This window comes from uncultured Rothia sp. (assembly GCF_916049665.1).
Classification (GTDB): Bacteria; Actinomycetota; Actinomycetes; order Actinomycetales; family Micrococcaceae; genus Rothia.
Genome location: NZ_CAJZIE010000032.1, coordinates 1 through 24,414 on the forward strand (window position 1 = coordinate 1; position 24,414 = coordinate 24,414).

The 24,414-nt window shown below is 61.5% G+C and carries 17 protein-coding genes and 1 tRNA gene; 17 read left to right on the plus strand and 1 reads right to left on the minus strand.

The genetic code is table 11. The features are described 5' to 3' along the window. Positions 1-984: 984 nt before the first annotated feature. From ileS to QZ540_RS04460, 17 genes are all read left to right on the plus strand, one after another. Entirely contained in the window at positions 985-4,326 is a 3,342-nt protein-coding gene (ileS, locus tag QZ540_RS04380; protein WP_294628030.1) for an isoleucine--tRNA ligase, read from the plus strand. Between the two features lie 115 nt (positions 4,327-4,441). Then, a complete protein-coding gene (locus tag QZ540_RS04385) occupies positions 4,442-6,106 on the plus strand; it encodes a folylpolyglutamate synthase/dihydrofolate synthase family protein (protein WP_294628031.1) in 1,665 nt (554 codons plus the stop codon). 431 nt (positions 6,107-6,537) lie between these two features. After that, complete coding sequence (locus QZ540_RS04390) at positions 6,538-7,215, plus strand: TenA family protein (RefSeq protein ID WP_294628032.1); 678 nt, start codon at positions 6,538-6,540, stop codon at positions 7,213-7,215. 335 nt (positions 7,216-7,550) lie between these two features. Beyond that, on the plus strand, positions 7,551-8,219 hold the full coding sequence (locus QZ540_RS04395) for a vitamin K epoxide reductase family protein (RefSeq protein WP_070506138.1): 669 nt from the start codon (positions 7,551-7,553) through the stop codon (positions 8,217-8,219). Between the two features lie 344 nt (positions 8,220-8,563). Further along, the gene (locus QZ540_RS04400; protein WP_012903409.1) at positions 8,564-8,803 is read left to right on the plus strand and encodes a hypothetical protein; all 240 of its coding nucleotides are present in this window, start codon (positions 8,564-8,566) and stop codon (positions 8,801-8,803) included. 574 nt (positions 8,804-9,377) lie between these two features. Next, complete coding sequence (locus QZ540_RS04405) at positions 9,378-13,184, plus strand: Rne/Rng family ribonuclease (protein ID WP_294628035.1); 3,807 nt, start codon at positions 9,378-9,380, stop codon at positions 13,182-13,184. Between the two features lie 496 nt (positions 13,185-13,680). Beyond that, positions 13,681-13,992: a 50S ribosomal protein L21 gene (gene rplU, locus QZ540_RS04410; protein ID WP_005505764.1), complete on the plus strand. Its 312-nt coding sequence runs from the start codon at positions 13,681-13,683 to the stop codon at positions 13,990-13,992. Between the two features lie 40 nt (positions 13,993-14,032). Next, complete coding sequence (gene rpmA, locus QZ540_RS04415) at positions 14,033-14,290, plus strand: 50S ribosomal protein L27 (RefSeq protein WP_005505766.1); 258 nt, start codon at positions 14,033-14,035, stop codon at positions 14,288-14,290. 193 nt (positions 14,291-14,483) lie between these two features. Continuing rightward, complete coding sequence (obgE, locus tag QZ540_RS04420) at positions 14,484-16,091, plus strand: GTPase ObgE (RefSeq protein WP_294628038.1); 1,608 nt, start codon at positions 14,484-14,486, stop codon at positions 16,089-16,091. 375 nt (positions 16,092-16,466) lie between these two features. Next, positions 16,467-17,216, plus strand: coding sequence for a nicotinate-nucleotide adenylyltransferase (gene nadD, locus QZ540_RS04425; RefSeq protein ID WP_294628040.1), 750 nt, complete (start codon positions 16,467-16,469; stop codon positions 17,214-17,216). Continuing rightward, positions 17,209-18,288 (plus strand): sulfite reductase subunit alpha, encoded by a 1,080-nt coding sequence (locus QZ540_RS04430; RefSeq protein ID WP_294628042.1) that lies wholly within the window; start codon positions 17,209-17,211, stop codon positions 18,286-18,288. Before nadD ends, QZ540_RS04430 begins: the two co-directional genes overlap by 8 nt. Before the next feature lie 66 nt (positions 18,289-18,354). Next, complete coding sequence (gene rsfS / locus QZ540_RS04435; RefSeq protein ID WP_044142238.1) at positions 18,355-18,792, plus strand: ribosome silencing factor; 438 nt, start codon at positions 18,355-18,357, stop codon at positions 18,790-18,792. Positions 18,793-19,032: 240 nt separating this feature from the next. Beyond that, positions 19,033-19,105 (plus strand) — tRNA-Ala (locus tag QZ540_RS04440). Between the two features lie 112 nt (positions 19,106-19,217). Beyond that, a complete protein-coding gene (locus QZ540_RS04445) occupies positions 19,218-20,198 on the plus strand; it encodes a cation diffusion facilitator family transporter (protein WP_294628044.1) in 981 nt (326 codons plus the stop codon). 298 nt (positions 20,199-20,496) lie between these two features. Next, positions 20,497-21,873 carry a glutaminase gene (locus QZ540_RS04450; protein ID WP_294628046.1) on the plus strand — a complete coding sequence of 459 codons (1,377 nt, stop codon included), beginning with the start codon at positions 20,497-20,499 and terminating at the stop codon, positions 21,871-21,873. A gap of 331 nt (positions 21,874-22,204) precedes the next feature. Then, on the plus strand, positions 22,205-23,233 hold the full coding sequence (locus tag QZ540_RS04455) for a polysaccharide deacetylase family protein (RefSeq protein ID WP_294628048.1): 1,029 nt from the start codon (positions 22,205-22,207) through the stop codon (positions 23,231-23,233). A 43-nt stretch (positions 23,234-23,276) separates the two neighbouring features. Further along, entirely contained in the window at positions 23,277-23,549 is a 273-nt protein-coding gene (locus QZ540_RS04460; protein ID WP_294628050.1) for a hypothetical protein, read from the plus strand. Between the two features lie 106 nt (positions 23,550-23,655). Here the strand turns inward: QZ540_RS04460 and QZ540_RS04465 are convergent, their stop codons facing one another. Continuing rightward, positions 23,656-24,243 (minus strand): excalibur calcium-binding domain-containing protein, encoded by a 588-nt coding sequence (locus tag QZ540_RS04465; RefSeq protein WP_294628052.1) that lies wholly within the window; start codon positions 24,241-24,243, stop codon positions 23,656-23,658. Positions 24,244-24,414: the final 171 nt, after the last annotated feature.

A 24,414-nucleotide genomic window follows, 5' to 3' on the forward strand; every position in this document is an offset into this window, starting at 1 on the left:
TGCGCCTCAGTATTTCCAAAAGGCGGGGGAGAGGAGGGTGTTTAGTTTAATCTTCTGACCGTAAGGAAGTCTTCAATAGTCCAGAAGAAATACCCGATTCAATAAGGGGAAACCCGCTCGGCAATCCCCAAATATGCACTCTATTCACCCGCTATGCATTGCTGAACCATCCGGAAAAACCGGTTCCCACACGGAGTGCCGAGGGGGTGAAAACTTTCAAGGGTGAACATCTAGTGGAATTACATCGGTGTTCACCCCATATCTTGTGGTTGCACTGACTGCAATCCCATGGGTTCTCCCGAAAAAATCGAAACCCACTTAAAGCAACACCGAGGAAATGTAAAAACATACATCCTTAAACACGCCCGAGTGCGGGGTGGGGCAAGGCCCCTTAAGCCCCCTACTCGCTCTAGATATCGCCGAACGAAGAACCATTCTGTTTTGCGCACCCGCGCATCCGCCGCCCGCCCGGAACTATTCAAACCCACACCCCGCGGGGTTGCATACAGACACAAAAGCCACATAAACTATTAGTGTTTGCAACGACCCGGCCATCACCGGCGAGCAATTCGGAAGAACGGACCGCACCTGCGGGCACCCGCCAATCGCTGCGGCGAGGGTGTCTTAGCGGAAGAGATGTAGTCCCAGTAGAACCGGACGGTTAAGCCCGATATAGCTGTAATAAGCGACTGATACCCGCCCAACGCGCCGCTCTTCCGGTGGCTAGGTATCGCGGAAACACACCGCGACACCCCGCTAGCCCCGGGAGGGTTCGGTGCGTTGAGCTGGTTAACTCAGTAAGCAAGGTGGTACCGCGCCGCATCCTGAACCCCCGGCCCAGCCCGGAACAGTCAGCGATGCCCAGGCGTCCTTGCACCCGTCATGTCAACCCTCACCCGCTGAGAGGTGACGAGTGCACGCACCCGCGTACCGCGCCCGTCACCCACATCTCAGCGTTGAGAACAACAGATAAGGGCGCACCCAATGTCTAACGTATACCCCAAGGTGAGTGCCTTCGAAGCCGCAGGAAGCGGCGTCACCGCATCGCCTAAGTTCCCCGCTCTGGAAGAAGCAGTCCTCGACTACTGGAAGAAGGACGGCACCTTCGCCGCATCCGTCGAGAACCGCCCCGCAGGCGAAAACGGCGAAAACGAATTCGTCTTCTACGACGGCCCTCCCTTCGCCAACGGCCTGCCCCACTACGGCCACCTGCTCACCGGCTACGCCAAGGACCTCGTCGCACGCTACCAGACTCAGCGCGGCCACAAGGTAGAGCGTCGCTTCGGCTGGGACACCCACGGCCTGCCCGCAGAACTCGAGGCAATGAAGCAGCTCGGCATGACCGACAAGCGCGAAATCCTCGAAATGGGCATCGACAACTTCAACGACGCTGCCCGCGCATCCGTGCTCAAGTACACCAACGAGTGGGAAAAGTACGTTACCCGCCAGGCACGCTGGGTCGACTTCGAAAACGACTACAAGACCCTGAACGTTGAGTACATGGAGTCCGTCATCTGGGCGTTCAAGCGCCTCTACGACAAGGGCCTGACCTACCAGGGCTTCCGCGTGCTGCCCTACTGCTGGAAGGACGAGACTCCTCTCTCCAACCACGAGCTGCGCATGGACGACGACGTGTACAAGGACCGCCAGGACCAGACCGTCACCGTCGCATTCCGCCTCACCGCAGACACCTCCCTTGGTGCTGACGAGAAGGTTGCCGCAGAGCTCGACGGCGTCGAAGCACTCGCATGGACCACCACCCCCTGGACCCTGCCCACCAACCAGGCGCTCGCCGTCGGACCCGAGATTGAATACTCCGTCGTACCCGGCGCAGGCAAGTTCGAGGGCCGCTCCTTCCTGCTCGCCACCGATCTGCTCGGCTCCTACGCCAAGGACCTCGGCTACGAAGGCGACAAGCCCGCCGAGGATGCTGCCGCAGCCGTCACCGCACGCTACACCGGCTCCCAGCTCGAGCACGTGCGCTACACCCCGCTGTGGGACTACTTCGCAGACACCGAAAAGTGGGGTACCGAAACCTCCTGGCAGATCCTGGTCGCCGACTACGTCACCACCGGTGACGGTACCGGCATCGTCCACCAGGCACCCGCCTACGGTGAAGACGACCAGAAGGTCTGTGAAGGCTACGGCATCCCCGTGATCCTCTCCCTCGACGAAGGCGCAAAGTTCCTGAACCTCTTCGCCGAGCCCACCGCCTCCGGCTCCACCGCCCTGGCTGAGATCGCGGGCGTGCAGGCATTCGACGCGAACCGCACTATCATCAACGCCCTCAAGGCAGATGATGTGCTGATTCGCGAGAAGTCCTACGTGCACTCCTACCCGCACTGCTGGCGCTGCCGCACCCCGCTCATCTACCGTGCGATCACCTCCTGGTACGTGAAGGTCACCGACTTCAAGGACCGCATGTACGAGCTGAACAAGCAGATCAACTGGATCCCGGAGAACGTGAAGTACGGCCAGTTCGGCAAGTGGGTTGAGAACGCACGCGACTGGTCCATCTCCCGTAACCGCTTCTGGGGCTCCCCGATCCCCGTGTGGGTTTCGGACGACCCGAACTACCCGCGCATCGACGTGTACGGCTCCCTCGAAGAGCTCAAGGCAGACTTCGGCCGCCTGCCCCTGAATAAGGACGGCGAACCCGACCTGCACCGCCCGTACATTGACGAGCTGACCCGTCCGAACCCGGACGACCCGACCGGCAAGTCCACCATGCGCCGCGTGGAAGACGTGCTCGACGTCTGGTTCGACTCCGGCTCCATGCCCTACGCACAGGTGCACTACCCCTTCGAGAACCAGGAATGGTTCGAGAACCACTACCCGGCGGACTTCATCGTCGAGTACATCGGTCAGACCCGCGGCTGGTTCTACGTGCTGCACGTGCTGGCGACCGCGCTCTTCGACCGCCCCGCGTTCAAGAACGTCATCAGCCACGGTATCGTGCTCGGCTCGGACGGCCAGAAGATGTCCAAGTCGCTGCGTAACTACCCGGACGTCTCCGAGGTCCTCGACCGCGACGGCTCCGACGCGATGCGCTGGTTCCTGATGTCCTCGCCGATTCTGCGCGGCGGCAACCTGATCGTGACCGAGCAGGGCATCCGCGAGGGTGTTCGCCAGGTCATGCTGCCGCTGTGGAACGTCTACCACTTCTTCGCCCTGTACGCTAACGCCGCCAACAACGGCGAAGGCTACAGCGCAAAGCTCAAGTACGACTCGCAGCACGTGATGGACCGCTTCATCCTCGGTAAGACCCGCGAACTCATCGAGCAGGTCACCGCAGCGATGGACTCCTACGACATCTGGAACGCCTGCGAATACCTGCGCCAGTACGCCGACGCACTGACCAACTGGTACGTGCGCCGCTCCCGCGAGCGCTTCTTCAACGAAGACACCGACGCATTCGACACCCTCTACACCGCACTGGTGACCGTGTCGAAGGTCGCCGCATCTCTGCTGCCGCTCAGCAGCGAGGAAATCTACCGCGGCCTCACCGGTGAACGCTCCGTGCACCTGGCTGACTGGCCCGAGGCATCCGCTTTCGCTGATGAGTCTGACCTGCTGGCTCTCATGCAGACCGTGCGTGAGGTCTGCTCTGCCGGTTCGGCACTGCGCAAGGAGAAGAAGATTCGCGTGCGCCAGCCGTTGCAGAAGATGACCGTTGCGATTGCTCCCGAGCAGTTCGCAGCACTGGGTACCGCCTTCGGCGAGAAGGGCGCGGAGTACTTCGCGAACATCGTCGAGGACGAGCTGAACCTGCGCCAGGTGGAGCTGGTCAGCGCCGACACCGTCGACCCCGCCGACTACGGCATCTCCCAGCAGCTGAAGGTCAACGCACGTGCGGCAGGCCCGCGCCTGGGCAAGCAGGTGCAGGTTGCCATCAAGGCATCCAAGTCCGGTGACTGGACCGTGACCGAGGACGGTACCGTCCTGGTCGGCGTGGCAGCTCTGGACGGCGGCCTGGCTCTGGAAGAGGGCGAGTACGAGCTGGCAACCGTGGTTGCCGCTGACGCTGAGGGTGCTGAGCACACTGCGGCTGCGGTTCTGCCCGGCGGCTTCCTGGTCCTCAACATTGAGCTGACCGACGAGCTGGTTGCCGAGGGTATCGCCCGCGACACCATCCGCGCTATTCAGCAGGCACGTAAGGACGCCGACCTGAACGTGGCGGACCGTATCAACCTGAGCATCGCGGCACCGGAGGAAACTCTGGCAGCTCTGCGCACCAACGAAGCACTGGTGACCGGCGAAACCCTCGCCGTGTCCCTGCAGCTGAGCGAGGCTGACGAGCTGAGCATTAGCGTCGCCAAGGCATAAAACGCCTGAACCGTACGGCCGTCCCGCCCCATTACCGGGCGGGGCGGCCCGTCGTCTATCCCGCCGCACGGCGGGCCCCTGCCGGCACCGGCTGGCTATCCCAGTGAGGAGAACAATGAGCGAGAAGAACTACCCCGCAATTCCCGACCCCGAGGGCGTGGAACGGGTCTACGGTGAACTGCTGGCGCGAGCACCCGAAAACAAGATGGCGCCGCGCCTGGACGCCGTGGCGCGCGCCGTCGAAATCCTCGGCGACGTGCACCGTGCCGCGCCGGTCATCCACATCACCGGCACGAACGGCAAGACCAGCACCGCCCGCATGATTGAGGCGCTACTGCTCGGCCATGACCTGCGTGTGGGCCGCTTTACCAGCCCGCACCTCGAAAGCGTCACCGAACGTATCTGCATCAACGGTGCGCCCGTACCGGACGCCACCTTCGTGCGCATTTGGGAGGAAATCGCCCCCTACCTGCAGATTGTGGACGCCGAGATGACCTCCCGCGGCGAGCCCGCCCTGACCTTCTTCGAGTCCATTACCGTGCTCGCCTTCGCGATTTTCGCGGACGAGCCGGTGGACGTGGTGGTGCTTGAGGTCGGCATCGGCGGCACTTGGGACTCCACGAACGTTGCCGACGGCGTGGTCTCTGTGGTCACCCCGATCGGTCTGGACCACACCGACATGCTCGGCGAAACCCTCGCCGAGATCGCAACCGAGAAGTCCGGCATTATCAAGCCCGGCGGCTTCCTGATTTCTGCCGCACAGGACCCCGAAGCAGCGGACGTGCTGCTCGCCTCCGCCCGCGAGAAGGAGGCATCCTTCGCCTTCGAAGGCGTGGAGTTCGGCGTGGTCTCCCGCGAGCTTGCGGTCGGCGGTCAACTGCTGACCCTGCGCGGTCTGGCGGGGGAGTACCCGGACGTGCCGCTGTCCCTGCACGGCGCGCATCAGGCGCAGAACGCTGTGGTGGCTCTTGCCGCCGTGGAGGCGTTCTTCGGCGGTCAGCGTCAGCTGCCCGAGGACGTCGTGCGTGCCGCGTTTGAGACGGTGCGCTCGCCGGGTCGCCTGGAGGTTGTGCGCACCGAGCCGCTGACCATCCTGGACGCTGGCCACAACCCGCACGGTGTTCGTGCTTCTGCGGCCGCGCTGACGGAGGCGTTCAAGCTTTCGCACCTGCACGCCGTGGTCGGCATTCTGGGTGAGAAGGATGCCCTGGGCATGTTCGAGACCATGCGCGAAGAGTACGTGGACGCTTCCGACGGTACCTTCCGCCTGTACCTTGCGGCCTCGGACTCGCCGCGTGCGATTGCCCCGGAGCGCCTACACGAGCTCGCCCTGGACGCTGGTCTGGATGAAGACTCGATCGAGGTGTTTGAGCACCTGGACGAGGCGATTGCTACCGCCATGGAGAACGCCCTCTTTGAGCAGGAGTCGGCGGGCGTGCTGATTACCGGTTCGATTACGGTCATCGGTGAGGCGCGTACCCTGCTGGCTGCGCATGAGCAGGCGAAGACCCCCGGCGCTGAGGCTGAGGAGCTGCCGGACGAGCTGCCCGCCGAGGCTGGCCTGTACGCCGGTTCTGCGGGTGCCGCCTCTGCGGCGACCCTGGCTGCCGCGGCCGCTGAGGCTGCCGCCGCCGAGCCGGATGAGCTGCTGAACGACATCATGGCCGAGTTGGGTGGCGAGTCTGCGCCGGGTTCTTCGCTGGAGGACTCGCTGGGCCTGCCGCTGGGTGATTCGTACACTGAGGACTTCTTCGGTGACGATGACTCCGAAGACGAATAAAGCCCACTGAGGTTATTGATGAGAAAGCGGGGCGCCGCCCTTGGCTGGCATTTCTATTTGCTGGCTGGGGGAGTGGCGCCCCGCTTTTTCACGCTCTGCCTTTTTCGCACCCGGCCTTTTTGTGCCTCCGCCTTTCTGCCTTTTTGCCTCTGCCCTCGCGCTCCCACTCGAACCCACGTTCCCTCACGCATTCCCAGGGGCTCTCACGCAACCCCAATCGCCCGATTTTCTTCGGCATACCCAACCCTCACCCACCCAAAAATCGAAAATAACGAAAATTTTTGGGCACCGAGCACACAAAACCGGGCGCGCCTGCCCGCCACGGTGCTATATTCACTGAGGCGCCGGCCCCAACGTTCGAGGCTGCACCAACACACCCGCACACATACGCATACCAGCGACGGTATGCCACATAGCGAAAGGCACCCATCATGCCCGCACCCTTCACCGATTTGATCGGCACCGATTCGTTCACCGAGTCCCTACGCCAGGAGAACATTGCCACCTGGCTCTCCGCCACGAATCACCGCTTTGTTGCTGAGCTTTTTGACGGCTCGATTGCCCCGCAGGTCATGGCGGGCTACCTGGTGCAGGATTACCGCTTCCTGGACACGTTCCTCGCCCTGATTGGTGGCGCTATTGCCAACGCTGACACTCTCGCGGGCCGCCTGCGCCTGGCACAGTTCGCCGGTGAAATCGCCGGTGACGAGAACACCTACTTCCTGCGCTGCTTTGAGACTCTGGGCGTGACCGAGCATCAGCGTGAATCTATGCCCGATACGGAGGCGACCACCGGCTTCAAGCGCCTCTTCCTGGATGCGGCGGCAAGCGGCAGCTACGCGGCGATCCTGTCGGTTCTGGTGGTTTGCGAGGGCCTGTACCTGGATTGGGCGTCGAAGGCTCCCGCCAAGCGCCCCGATTCGTTTGTGCACCACGAGTGGATTACCCTGCACGACTACCCGGAGTTTCGTGAGCTGGTTGATTTCCTGCGCCGCGAACTGGACCGTGTGGGCCCGTCGGATGCGCAGCGTGCCCGCGAGTTCTTTAGCCGCGCGGTGGAGCTGGAACAGCTGTTCTTTGATGAGTCGTACACCCACCCGCTGCCCTAACGCACTGCCCTCACGTGCCGTCTGTGCGCTCCACGGTAGTTGCCGTGGGAGCCGCCGCGCGTCGATGAGGCGAATGCCATAGAAAACATGCGCACCATGCCCCGGAAGGTCCCGCCCGCCGCTACGTTGCGGGCTCCTTCCGGGGCTTTTGTGTTTAAGGTACGTCACAAAAATGCGCCTATTTGCATGATTTGAGGCGTCATATAGTAAATGTAGAAGCTAATGGCGTGCTATTGAGCAATGTGAGAGGCTAGGATAAATGGGGTACTGCTTCCGGGGTGCTGGCTATGCCGCGCCGGTGAGTACCACCGTAAAACACTATCTAAAGGAGTCGTATGAGTACCGCCGCATCGAGTACTACCGAGCCCGTCCACGCTGAGGCTGAGAACGAAGCGCAGCACGGGCACGCGGGAACCCCGGGCAGCTACTCAGACCGACAGCTCGGATTCTGGCTGGTTGGCGCCGGCCTGATCGCACTCATTTCTTCAGCGATTCTGGTGTACGAGCGCCTGCAGATTTACATTGATGCCGGCCACTCCACGGTCTGCGATATCAACGCCCTGCTCAGCTGCGGCACGGTGATGCGCACCCCGCAGGCGGAGGCGTTCGGCTTCCCGAACCCGTTCATTGGCCTGGTGGGCTTCTCGATTGTGGTGACTATCGGCGCCGCGATGATGGCGGGTGCACGCTTCAAGAAGTGGTTCTGGGTGTGCATGAACATTGGTTTGGCTGCGGCAACCGCATTCATTATGTGGCTGTGGTACCAGACGACCTTCCAGATTAACGCGCTGTGCCTGTTCTGCATGATTGTGTGGGTTATGACCATCACGCTTTTTGTGAAGACCACGGTCCGCAATATTTCGGCGGGTGTTATTCCGGCTTCGCAGTCGATGCGTGAGAGCGCTCGCGGCTGGTCCTGGTTTGCGATTAGCCTGTGGCTGATCCTGATTTTCGGCATTATTGTGATCCGCTTCTTTGAGGTCATTGTGAATATGATGCGCTAAGCGTTCATCTCTGAGCTTGGTTTGAGGGCTGATGCCCCGAACGTGCAACGCCCCGGTGCCTGTTGGTGCCGGGGCGTTGTTGCGTCTGCGGGTGGGTGAGGCTGCGCAGAATACGCCGGGCTGATCGTGCCGGGCAGAATACGCCGGGCTGGGGCGCCGGGTAGCGGGGGAGGCGCCGGTGACTTTGCCGGCGGCGGTCAGCGGGGAGGCGGCGCCGGTGCGTATAATGGTCAGGTATATTCTTGAGCGGCGTCAGCTGGAGCCGTCCGCGGGGTTTGCCTGCGGCGTTGACTGCCTGCCGTTCTGCTGGACACTAGATTCTTGATACCCCTTCGAGGAGAACCGTGAAGACTGCCGGAATTGCCGCAATGGGCGCTGCTGCCGTTATTTTTCTGACTGCCCTGCTGTTGCTGACCGCCGGTCACTTCTCGCTGCTGTGGGTGATTCTGCTGGTGGTTTCTCCGTTTGTTTTCATTCTGGGTGTTCCGTTCGCGACCGGTTCCGGTCCGGAGTACCTGCCGACCGACCCGAAGCTTGCTCAGCAGGCTCGTGAGGCGCGCGATGCGGAGCTGGGTCTGAACTAGTCCCTTCTCTGAAAGTTTTTTGAAGCCGGGTGATGCGTAGTGGCACGCCCGGCTTTGCTGTACCCGCTAGACGACTGCCGCAATGTGCCCCGCTGCAATGTGTCCCGCGTATCCTGCCGGGAGGTGGAGCCCAGATAGGATGGGCGGGGTGGCTTAGAGGTACCCTCTACCGGGTATAATGGAACACGGTGTCTTGTGCGCCCCGCACGCGCATGAAGATCCCCACCAACGCATCGAGGGAGAGTACCCGATGAGCGCCGGCTATAAGCCGCGGAGCATAACTGTCGCGCCGCGCGGGCCGCCCGCCTCGGCGAAGAAACCCGAAGACCGGCAGGGCGCCCAGGAAGGGTGTGAGCGTGCCGTGCTCGAGAGCGAGGTGGCTGTGACCGTCGCGGCGCGCTCTGCGTTCCGCCCGCTCGCCCCCTATGGCAGAAGCACTGAATGAGATAGTGCCCGCGATGAACGCGCACCGTAGGGTGAGGCTTGAGCTGCGGTGGCAGCAACTAGGCTTTGCGCTGTATGCGCGCTGTTAAAATCCTTGCGGTGCGGAGCAGGGTGTAACGAAAGAAGATTAATGTCTGACGAGAAGAACGTCGAACTTGGGGTTTTTGAGGCGCTGAACGCCCTCGCGGAGGAGAAGAACGCCTCTGCAGAGACCCGTGAAACTCTGCGTAAGAATGTTCGTGAGAGTTCTGAGGCTCAGCAGGGTACTGAGCGCCGCCGTCCGGGTCGCCCGAAGAAGGAGAAGGCTCCTGAGGTTCCCCTGGATGAGGCGATTGCGGCTGGCCTGACCAACCTGCGTAACGCGAAGGCTAAGCATGCGCCGGCACCGAAGGTTGCCGCTCCCGTTGCGTCTGAGACCGAGGTTGCTTCTACTCTGGATAGCCTGTTTGCGGCTGCTGAGAAGAAGGCGGCTGAGCCTGCTGTTGAGGAGAAGACCGCTAAGGTCGAGACCGTCGAGAAGGCCGCGAAGGTTGAAGAGGTCGCCAAGGTTGAGAAGGTCGCTAAGACCGAGACCGTGGAGAAGACCGCCAAGGTCGAAGAGATCGCCAAGGTCGAGAAGGTGACCAAGGCAGAAAAGACCGAAGAAGCCGCAGAAGAGACTGCCGAAGCTGAATTCGTTGAGGGCGAGGCCGCCGCGGAGACCGAGGTTGCTGCCGAGGCTGAGGAGGCCGCCGAGAAGCAGGCTGAGAACGCTGAGGCTGACTCAGCAGACGCAGAGTCCGCAACTGAAGCACCCGCAGCTGAGGAGCCCGAAGTAGCTCCCGAGCCCGTGAAGACCATTAGCGACCTGCAGCGCGAGAAGCTGCAGGAGCTGCGCTCGCGTACCCCCATGGGTGCTATGCCGCTGTTCATGGCGCCCGAGCCGGAGGAGCTGAGCGAGCTCGCTGTTGCCGCCAAGCTGGAGCGTGAGGCACGCCGCGCCGCTGCCGAGGAGCAGAAGCGTAAGGAGCGCATGGAGCGCCGCCGCGAGGAGGCTGCCGCTGAGGCTGAGGTGACGAGCCACCGTCGCCGTCGCCGTCGCCGCGGTACCGAGGATATTGAGATTGAGGGCGGCGTTGATGATGACGTTGAGACCGTCACCAAGGTGCGTGCGCCGCGCCTGGCTGACTCTCACGCATCCAACACTGTGACCGGTGTACGCGGTTCTACCCGCCTGGAGGCGAAGCGTGTGCGCCGCCGCGAGTCCCGTTCCCTGGGCCGTCGCCGCCACATCGTGACTGAGGCTGAGTTCCTGGCTCGCCGCGAGTCCGTGGACCGTCAGATGCTGGTTCGTCAGAAGGATGGCCGCATCCAGATTGGCGTGCTTGAAGACGGTGTGCTGGCTGAGCACTTCGTGTCCAAGACCCAGCAGGATTCCCTGATTGGCAACGTGTACCTGGGTAAGGTTCAGAACGTTCTGCCGTCCATGGAAGCTGCGTTCGTTGATATTGGACGCGGCCGCAACGCTGTGCTGTACGCGGGCGAGGTCAACTGGGATGTGACCGGTCTGGACGGTGCACCCCGCAAGATTGAGAACGCCCTGAAGCCCGGCGATTCGGTGCTGGTGCAGGTCACCAAGGACCCGATTGGTCACAAGGGTGCCCGCCTGACCAGCCAGGTTTCCCTGCCCGGTCGCTTCCTGGTGTACGTGCCGGGTGGTTCGATGACCGGTATTTCCCGCAAGCTGCCCGACACCGAGCGCGCGCGCCTGAAGAAGATCCTGAAGGACAAGCTGCCCGAGGGCGCTGGCGTGATTGTTCGTACTGCGGCGGAGGGTGCTTCTGAGGAGGAGCTGACCCACGACATTAACCGTCTGCGTGCGCAGTGGGAAGAGATTCAGGAGAAGGCTAACTCCCGCAAGGTGCTGGCTCCGGAGATGCTCTACCAGGAGCCCGACCTGATGATTAAGACCGTGCGTGACGTCTTCAACGAGGACTTCACCGCGATGATTGTTCAGGGCGAGAACGCCTGGGATTCCATCGAGGCGTACGTGACCTACGTGGCCCCGGATCTGGTCTCCCGCCTGCAGCAGTGGGATGGCGAGGATGACCTCTTCGACCACTACCGCATCAACGAGCAGCTGGCGAAGGCACTGGACCGTAAGGTGTACCTGCCTTCGGGTGGTTCGCTGGTGATTGACCGCACCGAAGCCATGACCGTGGTGGACGTGAACACCGGTAAGTTCACCGGTAGCGGCGGCAACCTGGAAGAGACCGTCACCAAGAACAACCTGGAAGCTGCTGAGGAGATTGTCCGTCAGCTGCGTCTGCGCGACATCGGCGGCATTATCGTCATTGACTTCATTGACATGGTGCTTGAGTCGAACCGTGACCTGGTTCTGCGTCGCCTGATCGAGTGCCTGGGCCGTGACCGCACCAAGCACCAGGTTGCTGAGGTGACTTCACTGGGTCTGGTTCAGATGACCCGTAAGCGTCTGGGTACCGGTCTGCTTGAGGTCTTCTCGGAGCCCTGTGAGCAGTGTGCCGGTCGTGGCCTGGTGGTTCACGATCAGCCGCTGAGCGGTCGTAGCGGTGGCGCGTCGGATTACATCCACCGCCACGAGCGTAATGACCGTAAGCGTGCCCGTGCGGCTGCCCGCGAGGATTCTCGTGACCAGCAGAAGCAGGACGCCCTGGAGTCGAAGAAGGCTGAGCGCCGTAACGCTATGGCTGCGGTGGCTGCCGCATCCGCTCAGGCTGATGAGGCTTCGGAGGAGACCACTTCGACCCGTAAGAAGCGTAAGCGCCGCAAGCGTTCGCGCCGCGCGGAGACCGCTGAGCTGTCTCTGGAGCAGGAGATTCAGGGTATTGCCGAGGCTGCCAGCGAGCAGGCTCACGCGGAGGTCGCTCAGCGTGAGGACAAGGTCGCTGAGGTGACTGGCGGTAACTGGATTGGCGAGCAGGGCGGTTTCTCCCTGGAGCAGCTGGCGAGCGCGTTCGACCGCGTGGAGGAGTCCGCTGAGGATTCCTCGAATGGCTCTGACCAGGAGCGTTCGGAGGACCGTTCTGAGGAGCGTCGTTCGTCCAAGCGCGGCGAGAAGAAGTCTTCTCGTAACCGTCAGCGCCGCGAGCTGACCGATGCGGATATTGCCGCTGTGGAGGATTCCGGCGCGGGTGCGCTGGAGGACGAGCACCACGTTGACCCGGAGCTCGACCCGCGCTTCAGCCGCTCTTCGGATCGTTTCGAGGCGATTCGCGCTGGCGAGGCGAAGGCTCGTGCTTCTCAGAAGGCTGGCCGTCTTGCCCGCACTGAGGGTGAGTCGTTCCGTTCGAACCGTGAGGATCGCCCGGCGAAGCGTCAGAACCGCGAGCAGCAGAACGCTGAGGCAACCTCCGAGAAGGCTCAGGAGTCCAAGCGTGTTGAGCGTGAGGACCTGCGCATTGAGGATGTCCGTGAGACTCCGCGTGCGTCCCGCCGCCGTGCTCGTCGTGCCGCTGATGAGAAGCGTGCCGAGAAGGCTGCTGAGCAGAGCGTGGCAACTGAGCAGAGCGTGGCAACTGAGCAGGCACCCGCAAAGGGTGATAAAGTTGAGAAGTCCGCGAAGGCTGAGTCTCGTCCGGTGGTGACCGGCGTGATTGGTGCTCCGGCTGTGACCGGTGTGATCGGTTCGGCTCCTGCCGCTGTTGAGGCTGAGGCTCCGGCTGAGGAGGCTCAGAAGCCTGCGGCTCAGGTGCCGGGTTCGACCCCGCGTAAGCGTCGCACTCGTCGTGCGGCGTCGAGCGCTGGCGCTGGTGCTCAGGTCGTGACCGTGGACGCTTCCGAGCGTGCTGAGGGTTCCGTGGTTGCTTCCGCTTCTGTTGCGGATGTGGCTCCGGTGGCTGATGACGCTTCGGCTCCTGTCTTGTTCGGCATTGGCGTTGCCGCTGCCGATATTAAGCGTGAAGGTAAGGACGATTAGTCTTTAGCTTCCGATCATCGGAATTCCGATGGTGTGTATGTTGCGCCCCGGCGGGGTGGAGTAATCCACCCCGCCGGGGTTTTTATGCCCGGTTTATCTGCGGTGTATCTGCCGGGGTTGAGTAGTATCACGTGCCGACTTCGGGTGTTCCGAAAATTTATCTATTGCGCGGCGCGTAGATCATGCCGTATCCTTAAGGACTGGTGTTTATCTCAGTGAAGCCCTATCGACGCAGGGCCAGCGGGAGACACCGCTCCCACCCGCATCGTCTTCGGCGCGGTCGAGTATTCGGCTGAGGTTGGAACGTGCGGGAGAGAGACACCACCGGTGAGCCTCGCGTGTTGGCTTCGGCGGGCAATCCCGTCGGAACGCACGGGCCGTTCCTCCTTAATCGTGGTCATTTGATTGGCGGGGGAGGGCGCACAGCAATGAAAGCGCAGGCTGCTCATTCGTGTGAGATCCAAGAAGCAAGTTGTCGAGAAAAGTGAGTCCCATAGTGGCATACGCGATTGTACGCGCTGGCGGCCGCCAGGAGAAGGTTTCCGTAGGCGACCTCGTTACCCTTGACCGTGTTGCAGGCGAGCCCGGCAGCACCATCGAGCTGCCCGTGCTGCTGCTCGTCGACGGTGACAAGGTCACCGCTGACGCAAAGTCCCTGGCTTCCGCCAAGGTTGTTGCTGAGAAGGTTGAGGACCTGCGCGGTCCGAAGATCGTTATTCAGAAGTACAAGAACAAGACCGGTTACAAGAAGCGTCAGGGCTTCCGCGCCGAGCTGACCACCGTCAAGATTACCGCTATCAACGCGTAATTAAGACGACCGGAATTCAACCCTAAGGTAGGAATACAGAATGGCACACAAGAAGGGCGCAAGCTCCACCCGTAACGGCCGTGACTCGAACCCCCAGTACCTCGGTGTTAAGCGCTACGGCGGCCAGTCCGTCAACGCAGGCGAGATTCTCGTTCGCCAGCGCGGCACCCACTTCCACCCCGGCCTGAACGTTGGCCGCGGTGGCGACGACACCCTGTTCGCTCTGGCAGCAGGCACCGTCGAATTCGGTACCCGCAAGGGCCGCAAGGTCGTTAACATCCTGGCAGCAGCTGAGTAATACTCACCGCTAGGGCAGAGGGGGTAGGCGTTAGTCTACCCCCTCTCGCTATGACCTCGAATGCCGTGGACGCCCGTGCTGGGCTCCACGATGAGGCGCACCCCAACCCGGTCGCGCCTGCCGCCGCATCCGCAGCATGATGGGTGTGTGCCGTGCGGTGGCGAAGTGAAGATGTTCAAGATAAGGAGAACCCGTGGCAGAGTTCGTGGACCGCGTGGTCTTGCATGTATCTGGCGGTCGCGGAGGTAACGGCTGCGTCTCCGTGCGACGTGAAAAGTTTAAGCCCCTGGGCGGCCCCAACGGCGGTAATGGTGGTAATGGTGGCGCGGTGATTCTGCGTGTGGATAACCAGACCACGACCCTGTTGGAGTACCACCACAGCCCGCATCAGCACGCCCCGAATGGCGATATTGGTCGTGGCGATATGCACCACGGCTTCAACGGTGAGGACCTGATCCTGACCGTGCCGCAGGGTACTGTGGTGAAGGACCGCGAGGGTAATGTTTTGGCTGACCTGCTGCGTGTGGGCGACGAGTATGTTGCTGCGCGTGGCGGTATGGGCGGTCTGGGTAACGCTGCGTTGGCTTCGGCTAAGCGTAAGGCGCCCGGTTTTGCTCTGTTGGGCACCCCCGGTGAAGAGGCTGATATTGTTCTGGAGCTGAAGTCCATTGCGGATGTGGCTCTGGTGGGTTACCCGTCGGCTGGTAAGTCTTCGTTGATTGCTGCGATTTCTGCGGCGCGTCCGAAGATTGCTGATTACCCGTTCACCACTCTGATCCCGAACCTGGGTGTGGTGCAGGCGGGCGATGTTCGCTACACCGTTGCGGATGTTCCGGGTCTGATTGAGGGCGCTTCTGAGGGTCGCGGTCTGGGTCACCGCTTCCTGCGCCATGTGGAGCGTTCTTCGGCTCTGGTGCACGTGATTGACTGTGCAACTCTGGAGCCGGGCCGTGACCCGATTAGCGACTTTGAGGTAATCCGCGGCGAGCTGGAGAACTACGAGGTTGACCCGACTGCGGGTGTGACCGTGCCGCTGCATGAGCGTCCGCAGATTGTGGTGCTCAATAAGATTGACGTTCCTGAGGCTCGTGAGCTGGCGGAGTTTGTTCGCCCCGAGTTTGAGGAGATGGGCTTTAAAGTCTTCGAGATTTCGACGGCTTCCCATGAGGGCCTGAAGTCCCTGATCTTTGCGATGGCGAAGCTTGTTGAGGAGGACCGTGTGGCTCGTGCCGCTGCCGAGAAGGAAGCGGAGCGCGTGGTTGTTGAGGCTCCTGTGGTTCGCCCGAAGGGCTTCCGCGGTAAGAAGAAGCAGGAGTTCATTATTCGCCGCGAGGAGCGTAACCTTGAGCCGCTGTTCCGCGTGATTGGTGAGAAGCCTGAGCGTTGGATCCAGCAGACTGACTTCAATAACGATGAGGCTGTCGGCTACCTGGCGGACCGCCTGGCGCGCCTGGGTGTTGAGGATGAGCTGTTCAAGGCTGGTGCTCGCGCCGGTGACGCCGTGGTGATTGGTGAGAACGACAACTCGGTCATCTTCGATTGGGAGCCGACCATGGTCGGTGGCGCCGAGCTGCTGTCCTCCCCGCGTGGTACGGATGCTCGTCTGGAAGAGATCATTCGCCCGACTCGTGCCCAGAAGCGTGTGGAGTACAAGGAGCGTATGGACGCGAAGGCGGAGGCTCGTGCCGAGCTGGAGTCCGAGCGTGTTGCGGGCGTGTGGACCGAGTCGGTCGAGTACCGCAAGAAGCTGAAGGAAGGCAAGGTCGACGAGAATATCGACATGCCGAACGTCGACGACTAGTAGCTCAGCGATGGCTGTTGCCCGGCTGATGCTTGGTCGTTAGGTATTGGCGCCGCGTGCCGGGGTTCGCTCCGGTGCGCGGCGCTTTCTTTTGTGCACTGTGACTGCCTCTTGCGCTGGTTTCGCGCGTCGGAACATGCGGGTGAGTCTGTGGCAGGATGTGATGGCTGAGCGTGCTGGCTGGGTATTCCACTGGCGGCTTAGCTCACCCCCGTCATTTCGGTGTTTTTGACCGTAAGAAGGTAGCATAGAGGGGAATGTACGCGGGCACCGTTTTCGGTGTTGCGTACCTTCTGTGTACCTGCCCGCATCCGCGCCTGTGGCGGCTCCCAAGTTGCCGTGGTGCGGTCTCTGTCCCCAGCAAGGACGGCATTTGTGACTGACCAGCCTGTTCACCTTGATTTTGGTGCTCCGAGCACCGAGTCGATTCCCCCGCGCACTCCCGGTCGGGTGCGTCTGGGCGTGATGGGTGGAACTTTTGACCCGATTCACCACGGACACCTGGTGGCAGCTAGTGAGGTTGCCGCCGTGTTCGACCTGGATGAGGTTGTGTTTGTTCCGACCGGTCAGCCCTGGCAGAAGGTGGGGGAGCGGCACGTGAGTGACGCTGAGCATCGCTACTTGATGACGGTGATTGCGACCGCGTCGAACCCGCGTTTTACGGTGAGCCGTATTGATATTGACCGTGGCGGCGCCACGTACACCTTTGATACGCTTAACGAGCTGAGCGCCCTGCGCCCGGATGCTGACCTGTTCTTCATTACCGGCGCGGACGCGATCAGCCAGATTATGACCTGGCGCAATGCCCATAAGCTGTGGGATTTGGCGACTTTTGTGGGCGTGACCCGCCCCGATCATGAGCTGGATCCGCCGCTGGCTGAGGGTCGTCATATTACGACCCTGAAGATTCCTGCGATGGCGATTTCTTCGACCGATATTCGTCGCCGCGCAGCTGAAGACGCCCCCATCTGGTACCTGGTGCCGGATGGTGTGGTGCAGTACATTGCTAAGTATGGCCTGTACAAGAAGGACGCTTTGACGGCGTACCGTGACGGCTTGCCCCGCGTGAAGGAAGAGTCTGGGCAGGCACCCCAATCGACGAATAATGAGGGAACACATGAGTGAAGCTACGGGTTCGAAGCCCTATAGCGAGGACGAAGCGTACCTCTACGAGACGTACGTGACCGAGGACGGCATTGAGGTGCCGCCGCCTACTAAGGTGATGGGTCCGCGTCGTCTTGCCCGCTACCGTGAAGAAGTTGCCGAGTACCTGCGTGCAGCCCGCCGCGGTGAGCCCGCGAAGCCTGTTGCGAACATGGGCTCCGTGATTCATGCGGGTGCTATTGACCCGCAGGTTCTGGCTGTTCAGCGTCGTTTTGCGGCGCTGGCGGCTCAGGGCAAGATTGACACTGAGGCGAACGATGAGGAGAAGCTGCATGAGCCTGCTCCTCTGACCAGTAGCCTGCGTATTCTGCGTCCCGAAGAGATTGCGCAGAACCGTGTGGATGCGACCAGCCCCTCCGCAGTGGATAACCCGATGACTTCTTCGATCCCGGTGATTGCCGTGGTCAAGGAGGAGAAGCCGGAGCCTGAGCTGCACCAGTACCTGGTGCGCGATGAGCCGAAGGTTGAGGAGCTGGACAGCTCCGTCGCTGAGGTTGAGGAGACCGAGGCTGCTTCCGTTGAGGAAGAGACCGTTGAGGCTGTCGAGGTTGAAGAGTCTGCTGACGAGCTGCCCACCCGTGTGAGCGCCGTGAACGCGCAGGGTCTTGATCTGAGCGTGCTGGATAGCGCCTCCGCTGGTGACACCGTGGATTCGGTGGACGGCGACCCGACTGTTGCTCTGAGCCCGGATGAGGTTGAGGAGCTGCTGCAGCGCATGGTGGATCGTCAGGATCCCGAAGAGTCTGCTGCTCTGGTTGAAGAGGTCACCGAGGAAGCCGAAGAGTCTAAGGAAGCTGCGAAGGACGCCGAGTCTAAGGCTGCTGCTTCTAAGGCTTCTGATTCCAAGTCTGCTCCGGTGCCTTCTGCTGAGGCTTCCAAGGAAGCTGAGGAAGAGTCCGCTTCTAAGAGCGCTGTTGAGAAGGCTGAAGAGGTTCTGCAGCCTGCGCAGAAGACCTCCCTGGCGTGGCTGTGGATTGTTCTGCTGCTCGCCCTGGTCGTTGTTGGTCTGATTATGATTTTTGGCCCTAAGTAGGCCGTGAACAATGCACCCTCTTGGCGGGTGCTGCCGGCGGGTGTTCTGCCGGCAAGAAAGGAAAATATGACTGCTGCACAGTCCTCGGTTGAGGCTCTGCGCATTGCCGCCCGCGCTGCGGAGGAGAAGCAGGGAACGAACCTGTTCGCTGTGGATGCTTCTGACGCGATGGGTCTGATTGATGGCTTCCTGGTGGTTTCTGCCCACAATGAGCGCCTCGTGAACGCTGTTGCGGATGAGGTTGAGGACGCTCTGCGTGAGCAGGCTGACCTGAAGCCGGTCCGCCGTGAGGGTCGTTCCTCGGGTCGTTGGATTCTGCTGGACTTCGGCGATATTGTCGTGCACGTTCAGCATGAGGAGGACCGCGAGTTCTACGCTCTGGATCGTCTGTGGGCTGAGGCTCCGCGTATTGAGCTGGGCGTTGAGAACGAGGCTCCCTTCGACATCGAGGGTGAGACCGAGGAGGATGCTGCGCGCATCATTCCCGCTCAGGACGAGGCGTAAGCTTTCGCTTGATTTTTAGCTGATGAGGGGTGGGCTCTGCTGGCACTGTCGGTGCCGCGGGGTCCGCCCCTTTCGGTGTGTTTGGTCTGCGTGTCGAGGGTGTTTCTGCCTGCCCGGTTGCCCCTTCTGCCAGCCCGGTCGCACAGGAACTTTTGTGGTTTTGGGTGTGCGGGTTTGCATCACTTGGCGTGGTGTGTGTAATATATTCATGTTGCCTCGTTGAGGTCAATAACAAAATATGGGGATATGGCGCAGCTGGTAGCGCACCTGCATGGCATGCAGGGGGTCAGGGGTTCGAGTCCCCTTATCTCCACGTTTTCCTCGGTTGAGGAGCTTGTCGCCCGGTTCTTGTGAATCGGGCGATTTTGCTATCCACTGATAACTCTCGATAGTCAACAACGCAGTTCATAGTTGAGGAGAAGCGCATGGGAGCGCACGCACATCACGGCCACGGCGGGCATCACGGGCATCACCATGGGCACGACCATTCGCATGCCCCGAGCCCGGAGGACGCCGCTTCGATGCGTCCGCGCCTGCTGATTGCGTTCAGTCTAGCGGTCGTTATTGTGTTGGCGCAGGCGATTGGTTCGCTGGTCACGGGAAGTCTCGCGCTGTTGACTGATACGGCGCACGCGCTGGCGGATGCCTCCGGCCTGCTGGTGGCGCTCACGGCGGCTTCGCTGATGACGCGCCCGGCAACGTCCCGCCGCACGTGGGGTTTTCGCCGTATTGAGGTGCTTGCCGCCCTCGGGCAGTCGGTGCTGCTGCTGGCGGTGGGTATCTACACGGCGGTGGAGGGCGTGCATCGCCTGTTCGCCCCGCCGGAGGTGCCCGGCACCGAGCTGCTGATCTTTGGTGTGGTTGGTCTGGTGGCGAACGCTATCGGTATTGCGGTGCTGGCTACGGCGAGGAACGCGAACTTCAATATGCGTGCCGCGTTCCTGGAGGTGCTCAATGACGCCCTGGGCTCGCTGGGCGTGATTGTGGCGGCTATCGTGATTTGGCTGACCGGCTTCTATCAGGCGGACGCCCTTGCCGGTCTGCTGATTGCGGCGCTGATTGTGCCGCGTGCTGCGCGCCTGATGAGGCAGACAACTGCGGTGCTCATGGAGTTCACCCCGGACGGCCTGGATTTGGACGCGATGCGTGAGCACATGCTGCGCGTTGAGGGCGTTGTGGAGGTGCACGACGTGCACGCTTCGATGGTTGCGACCGGTCTGCCGGTGGTGACCGCGCACGTGGTGGTTGCCGATTCTTGCTTCCATGACGGGTCTGCGGTGGCGATTCTGGACCGTATCCGTTCGTGCGTGGCGGGCCATTTTGAGGTGTCGGTGGAGCATTCGACGTTCCAGTTGGAGACTGCCGAGTTGGGTGGTCGTGAGCCGGCTTCGATTCGCCACCCGTAGGCCACCTGAAAACCTTGCGTGTATGATTTCTGCGGGCTGAAATAGCGGGGGAGTAGTGACCGTTATATTTGGTGGCCTCACCACGCAAAAGATACACTCTTTAGGGAGCAAAAGGTGCTCCTCACCCGCACACTTTGACAGGTCCGCTGGCAGGCTCTTTAGTTTGGCAGCCGCGGTAGCCTGCAACGATGAGCGCCTCAGCCCAGCTGAAACGGAATAGCTGAAACGGAACAGCGGGCGGGCGCATCCATAGATTTTTGACGAGAACAACCACGATTAGCAGCAGATACGGAACACTATGCATTCACCTATTGCCACTTACCTGACCGAGACCCTCGAGTCGGTCGCTTCTGATACCTCCGGTGAGTTGGCAAACTACATTCCGGAACTTGCCGCCGTGGACCCGGATAAGCTTGCCGCGTCCATCGCCATGGTTGATGGTGAGCAGTACGCCGCCGGTGACTCCGATGTGGAGTTCACGATTCAGTCGATTTCTAAGCCGTTCGTGTATGCCCTGGCGCTCGCGGACCGCGGCTATGATGACGTGCTTGCGAAGGTGGGCGTGGAGCCTTCCGGTGAGCCGTTCAATGAGCTGTCCCTGGAGGACGGTTCCGGTAAGCCGCTGAACCCGATGATTAACGCCGGCGCGATTACCACCCATTCGCTGGTGGGTCCTCCCGGTGCGACTCAGGGCGAGCGCATGGAGCGCGTCATTTCTGGTCTGTCTGCGTTTGCGGGCCGCCGCCTGTCGGTGAACGAGCGCGTGTACGAGTCTGAGCTGGAGCACGCGCACCGCAACTACGCGATTGCGCACATGCTACGCGGTCACGGCATCCTGACCGGTGACCCGACCGTGGCGGTGCAGGGCTATACCCGCCAGTGCTCACTGATGGTGACGGTCAAGGATTTGGCGTTGATGGCGGCGACTTTGGCGAACTATGGTGTGCATCCGGTGACGGGTGAGCAGGTGGTTCCTAAGACTGTGGTGCGTCAGGTGCTGAGCGTCATGTTCACGTGCGGCATGTATAACTCGGCGGGTGACTGGGCGACCCAGGTGGGCGTTCCGGCGAAGAGCGGCGTGGGCGGCGGTATTATTGGTGCGGTGCCCGGTCAGCTGGGTGTGGCGACGTTCTCCCCGCGCCTGGACGGCCACGGTAACAGTGTGCGCGGTGTGGAGCTGTTCGAGCAGTTCTCTGATGACATGGGCATGCACGTGATGAATGTGCCGACCGTGGCTCGCTCGGCGTTGCGCGCGAACTACCAGATCGGTTCGGGTGAAGAGTCTATGCGCCTGATTCAGCTGCAGGGCCGCATCCGTTTTGCGGGCGTGGAGCGCGTGATCCGTGAGATTGTGGAATCCCCGATGGAGGGTTCGAAGGTCGCCCTGGATGTGACGCGCGTGTACGCGGTGGATGAGGTCGCTCAGAGCATGCTCCTGGAGCTGATGCGTCGTCTGCGGAATGACGGGTACAAGGTGTACCTGATTGATAATGACGAGACGATTACGAACACGGATGCGCTGCGCAGCATGGGTGTGAAGATTCTAACGAACCCGGCGGCGGTGACTTCTGCCGAGTCGGATGCTGAGCGCGTGGCTGAGGCTGACGCTGAAGAGGCTGCGGAGGCGGCGGCGCTGGAAGCACTGAAGGCGTCGGAGTCCGCTGAGGCGGAGTAGTTGGTAGAGACTGAATCCGAGTAGGTTTCTAGCCGAGTACTCGGCTACACGGTGGTGTGAGCTTATATATTGAGGCCCCTTTCCCGGGCGCGTTGTGAACGTGTTCTGGGGGAGGGGCCTTGCTGTGCTTACCTAGACCTATACCTTGAGTTGTAGCTGGAGCTGTACCTGGATTATCCGGCGTGCAGGTAGCTTAGTGTGCTGAGCGTGGTCTTCGGTGAGTGAGCGGACTGAAAGTGCATAAAGGTTCTTTAATAGCGCCGTTGTTAATCATTAAGTAATTTTTTGAATTTTTCGATAGCTGACGGCGATCTCATCATACACTCGTAATATGAACACTGTTCCACACTCAGAAACGCCTATCGCTACTCGTCAATCCGCTATCGCTGACCCCGCCGCTACCCCAGCAGTATCGGGTGCTTCTGCCCGCGCCTCCATGGGGCGCCGCGAACTACTCCACCACGTTGGTACCTTTGGGCTGGGCGCGGTGGGTTTCGGTGTGCTGGGTCTTGGCTTGACCGGCTGCACCCCGTCCGCGGCTGATGACGCTCACGGGGCGGCTAGCGGAACCCCGTCGAGCACCCCGTCCGGTAGCGCCTCGAGTAGCGCCTCGGCGACTCCTTCGGCAAGCTCGTCGGCTACCCCCTCCCCATCTGCAACTGGCTCCGCGACGGGTTCTGCATCCCCGACCGCCTCCGCATCTAAGACGGCATCCGCGACCTCGTCGAATCCGGTCCCTGCGGCTCGTGCCTGGACCGGCCCGCAGACCGGCCTGCCCGGTGAGGGCAAGTACATTGCGTGGACGGTCGATGACGGTGCCGACCCGGAGGTGGTGCGCGCCTACGCGGAGTTCGCACACCGTACCGGCACGCGCCTGACGTTCTTTATTAATGGGCAGTACCCGGCGTTTAAGCAGCATCGTGACTTGTTGCTTCCGCTGGTGAAGAGCGGCCAGTTGCAGATTGCGAACCACACGTATAGTCATGCGGCGTTGACGAGCCTGACGGATGAGCAGATTGTTCAGGAGTTGACCCGTAATGATGAGGAGATTAGGCGGCTGTTTGGGGTGTCGTCGAAGCCGTATTTCCGCCCGCCGTACGGGTATTATGATGCGCGCGTGTTGGCGGCTGCGGCGTCGTGTGGTTTTACGCGCCCGGTGCTGTGGTTCGGGTCGTTAGCGGATTCGTCTAATATTTCTTCGGCGGAGGTGTATGCCTATGCGGAGAAGTATGCGTTGGCTCAGCATATTGTGATTGGGCATTTGAATTATCGGGGTGTGGTGTCTGAGCTGGACCGTATTCGGGCGTTGTTGGATCGGCGCGGGTTGAAGACGGTGACGATTCGCGACTATTACGGGTAGCGCGGGAGAGTCCCGGCGGGGTCCGGTGGGTATACTGGGAGGCATGACAAAGCTTCCTCAGAACCCTATTCTTCGGCAGGTGCACCGCTTCCGTGAGGCGCTGCTGTTTTTGCTGTATTACACGGTCTCTTTTCAGGGTGTGCGTTGGATGCGTGCCCGCCACCCGCGCCTGGCGACGGCGTGGTCGGTGACCTTGTGGGTGAAGATGGTGTTGCGTGGTATGGAGCAGGTGGTGCGTATGCTGGTGCCGATTCTGCAGGATGCGGAGGCGCGCCGTGCTCGCGCTGAGCGTGCCCGCGCCTACCAGCCGCGCTAACCTCACCGGCTGAGCTAACAGAACTAGGCTGATACGACGAAGCCCCCTTGTACCGGTTCACGCAGAACCAGGACAAGGGGGCTTCGCTATATCTGGGGGCAGAAGCCTAATGCTTCTTCTTCGGCTCACACGCCACGCCGTCACCATCACGGTCAAGACCCGGACGATAACCAGGCTGACCACGATACAGAGGCGCAGCACCCGCAGCACGAGCATCAGCACACGACTCATAGTAAACACTCGACTGCGCCGGGGCCTGCTGCACCGGCTGAGCGGGCGCCTGCTGTGCAGGAGCCTCAGCCGCTGGAGCCGGTGCCTGCTGGACGGGTGCCTCCGTAGCTACCGGAGCCTGCTGAACAGGAGCCTCCTGCTGAACCGGTGCCTGCTGCGCGGGCGCCTCAGAAACCGGAGCCGCCGGCGCCGCCACAGAAGGAGCCTCAGTAGCTGGAGCCTGCACTGGAGCCTCAGTCGTCGGAACAGGCGACGGGGTTTCCGTCGGGGTAGGAGACTCCAAAGGAGACGCACTCGGCGTCGAAGAAGCAGTAGGGGAAGCCGAAACAGAGGGGCTAGCCGAAGCAGAGGTCGACGATGACGCAGACGGCGTAGACTTCGGAGCACGAACAGACGAAGAGCAACCAGTCAGAAGCAGAGCACCCGCAAGAACACCAGCGGTCGCGGCGTGAATTTTCAACACAATATTCCTTTAGAAGTGAGTGGACAAGCGTGTTCACCGTAGAACACACACTCAAGTGTAAAGGAAAACAGCCCCACCCGCAGACAACATCGAGCCGCCCACAAAGAGCCCGACAAGGAAAGACACAATGTGCGGGCACGGCAAAGCCCCCTTGTACCGGTTCGCACAGAA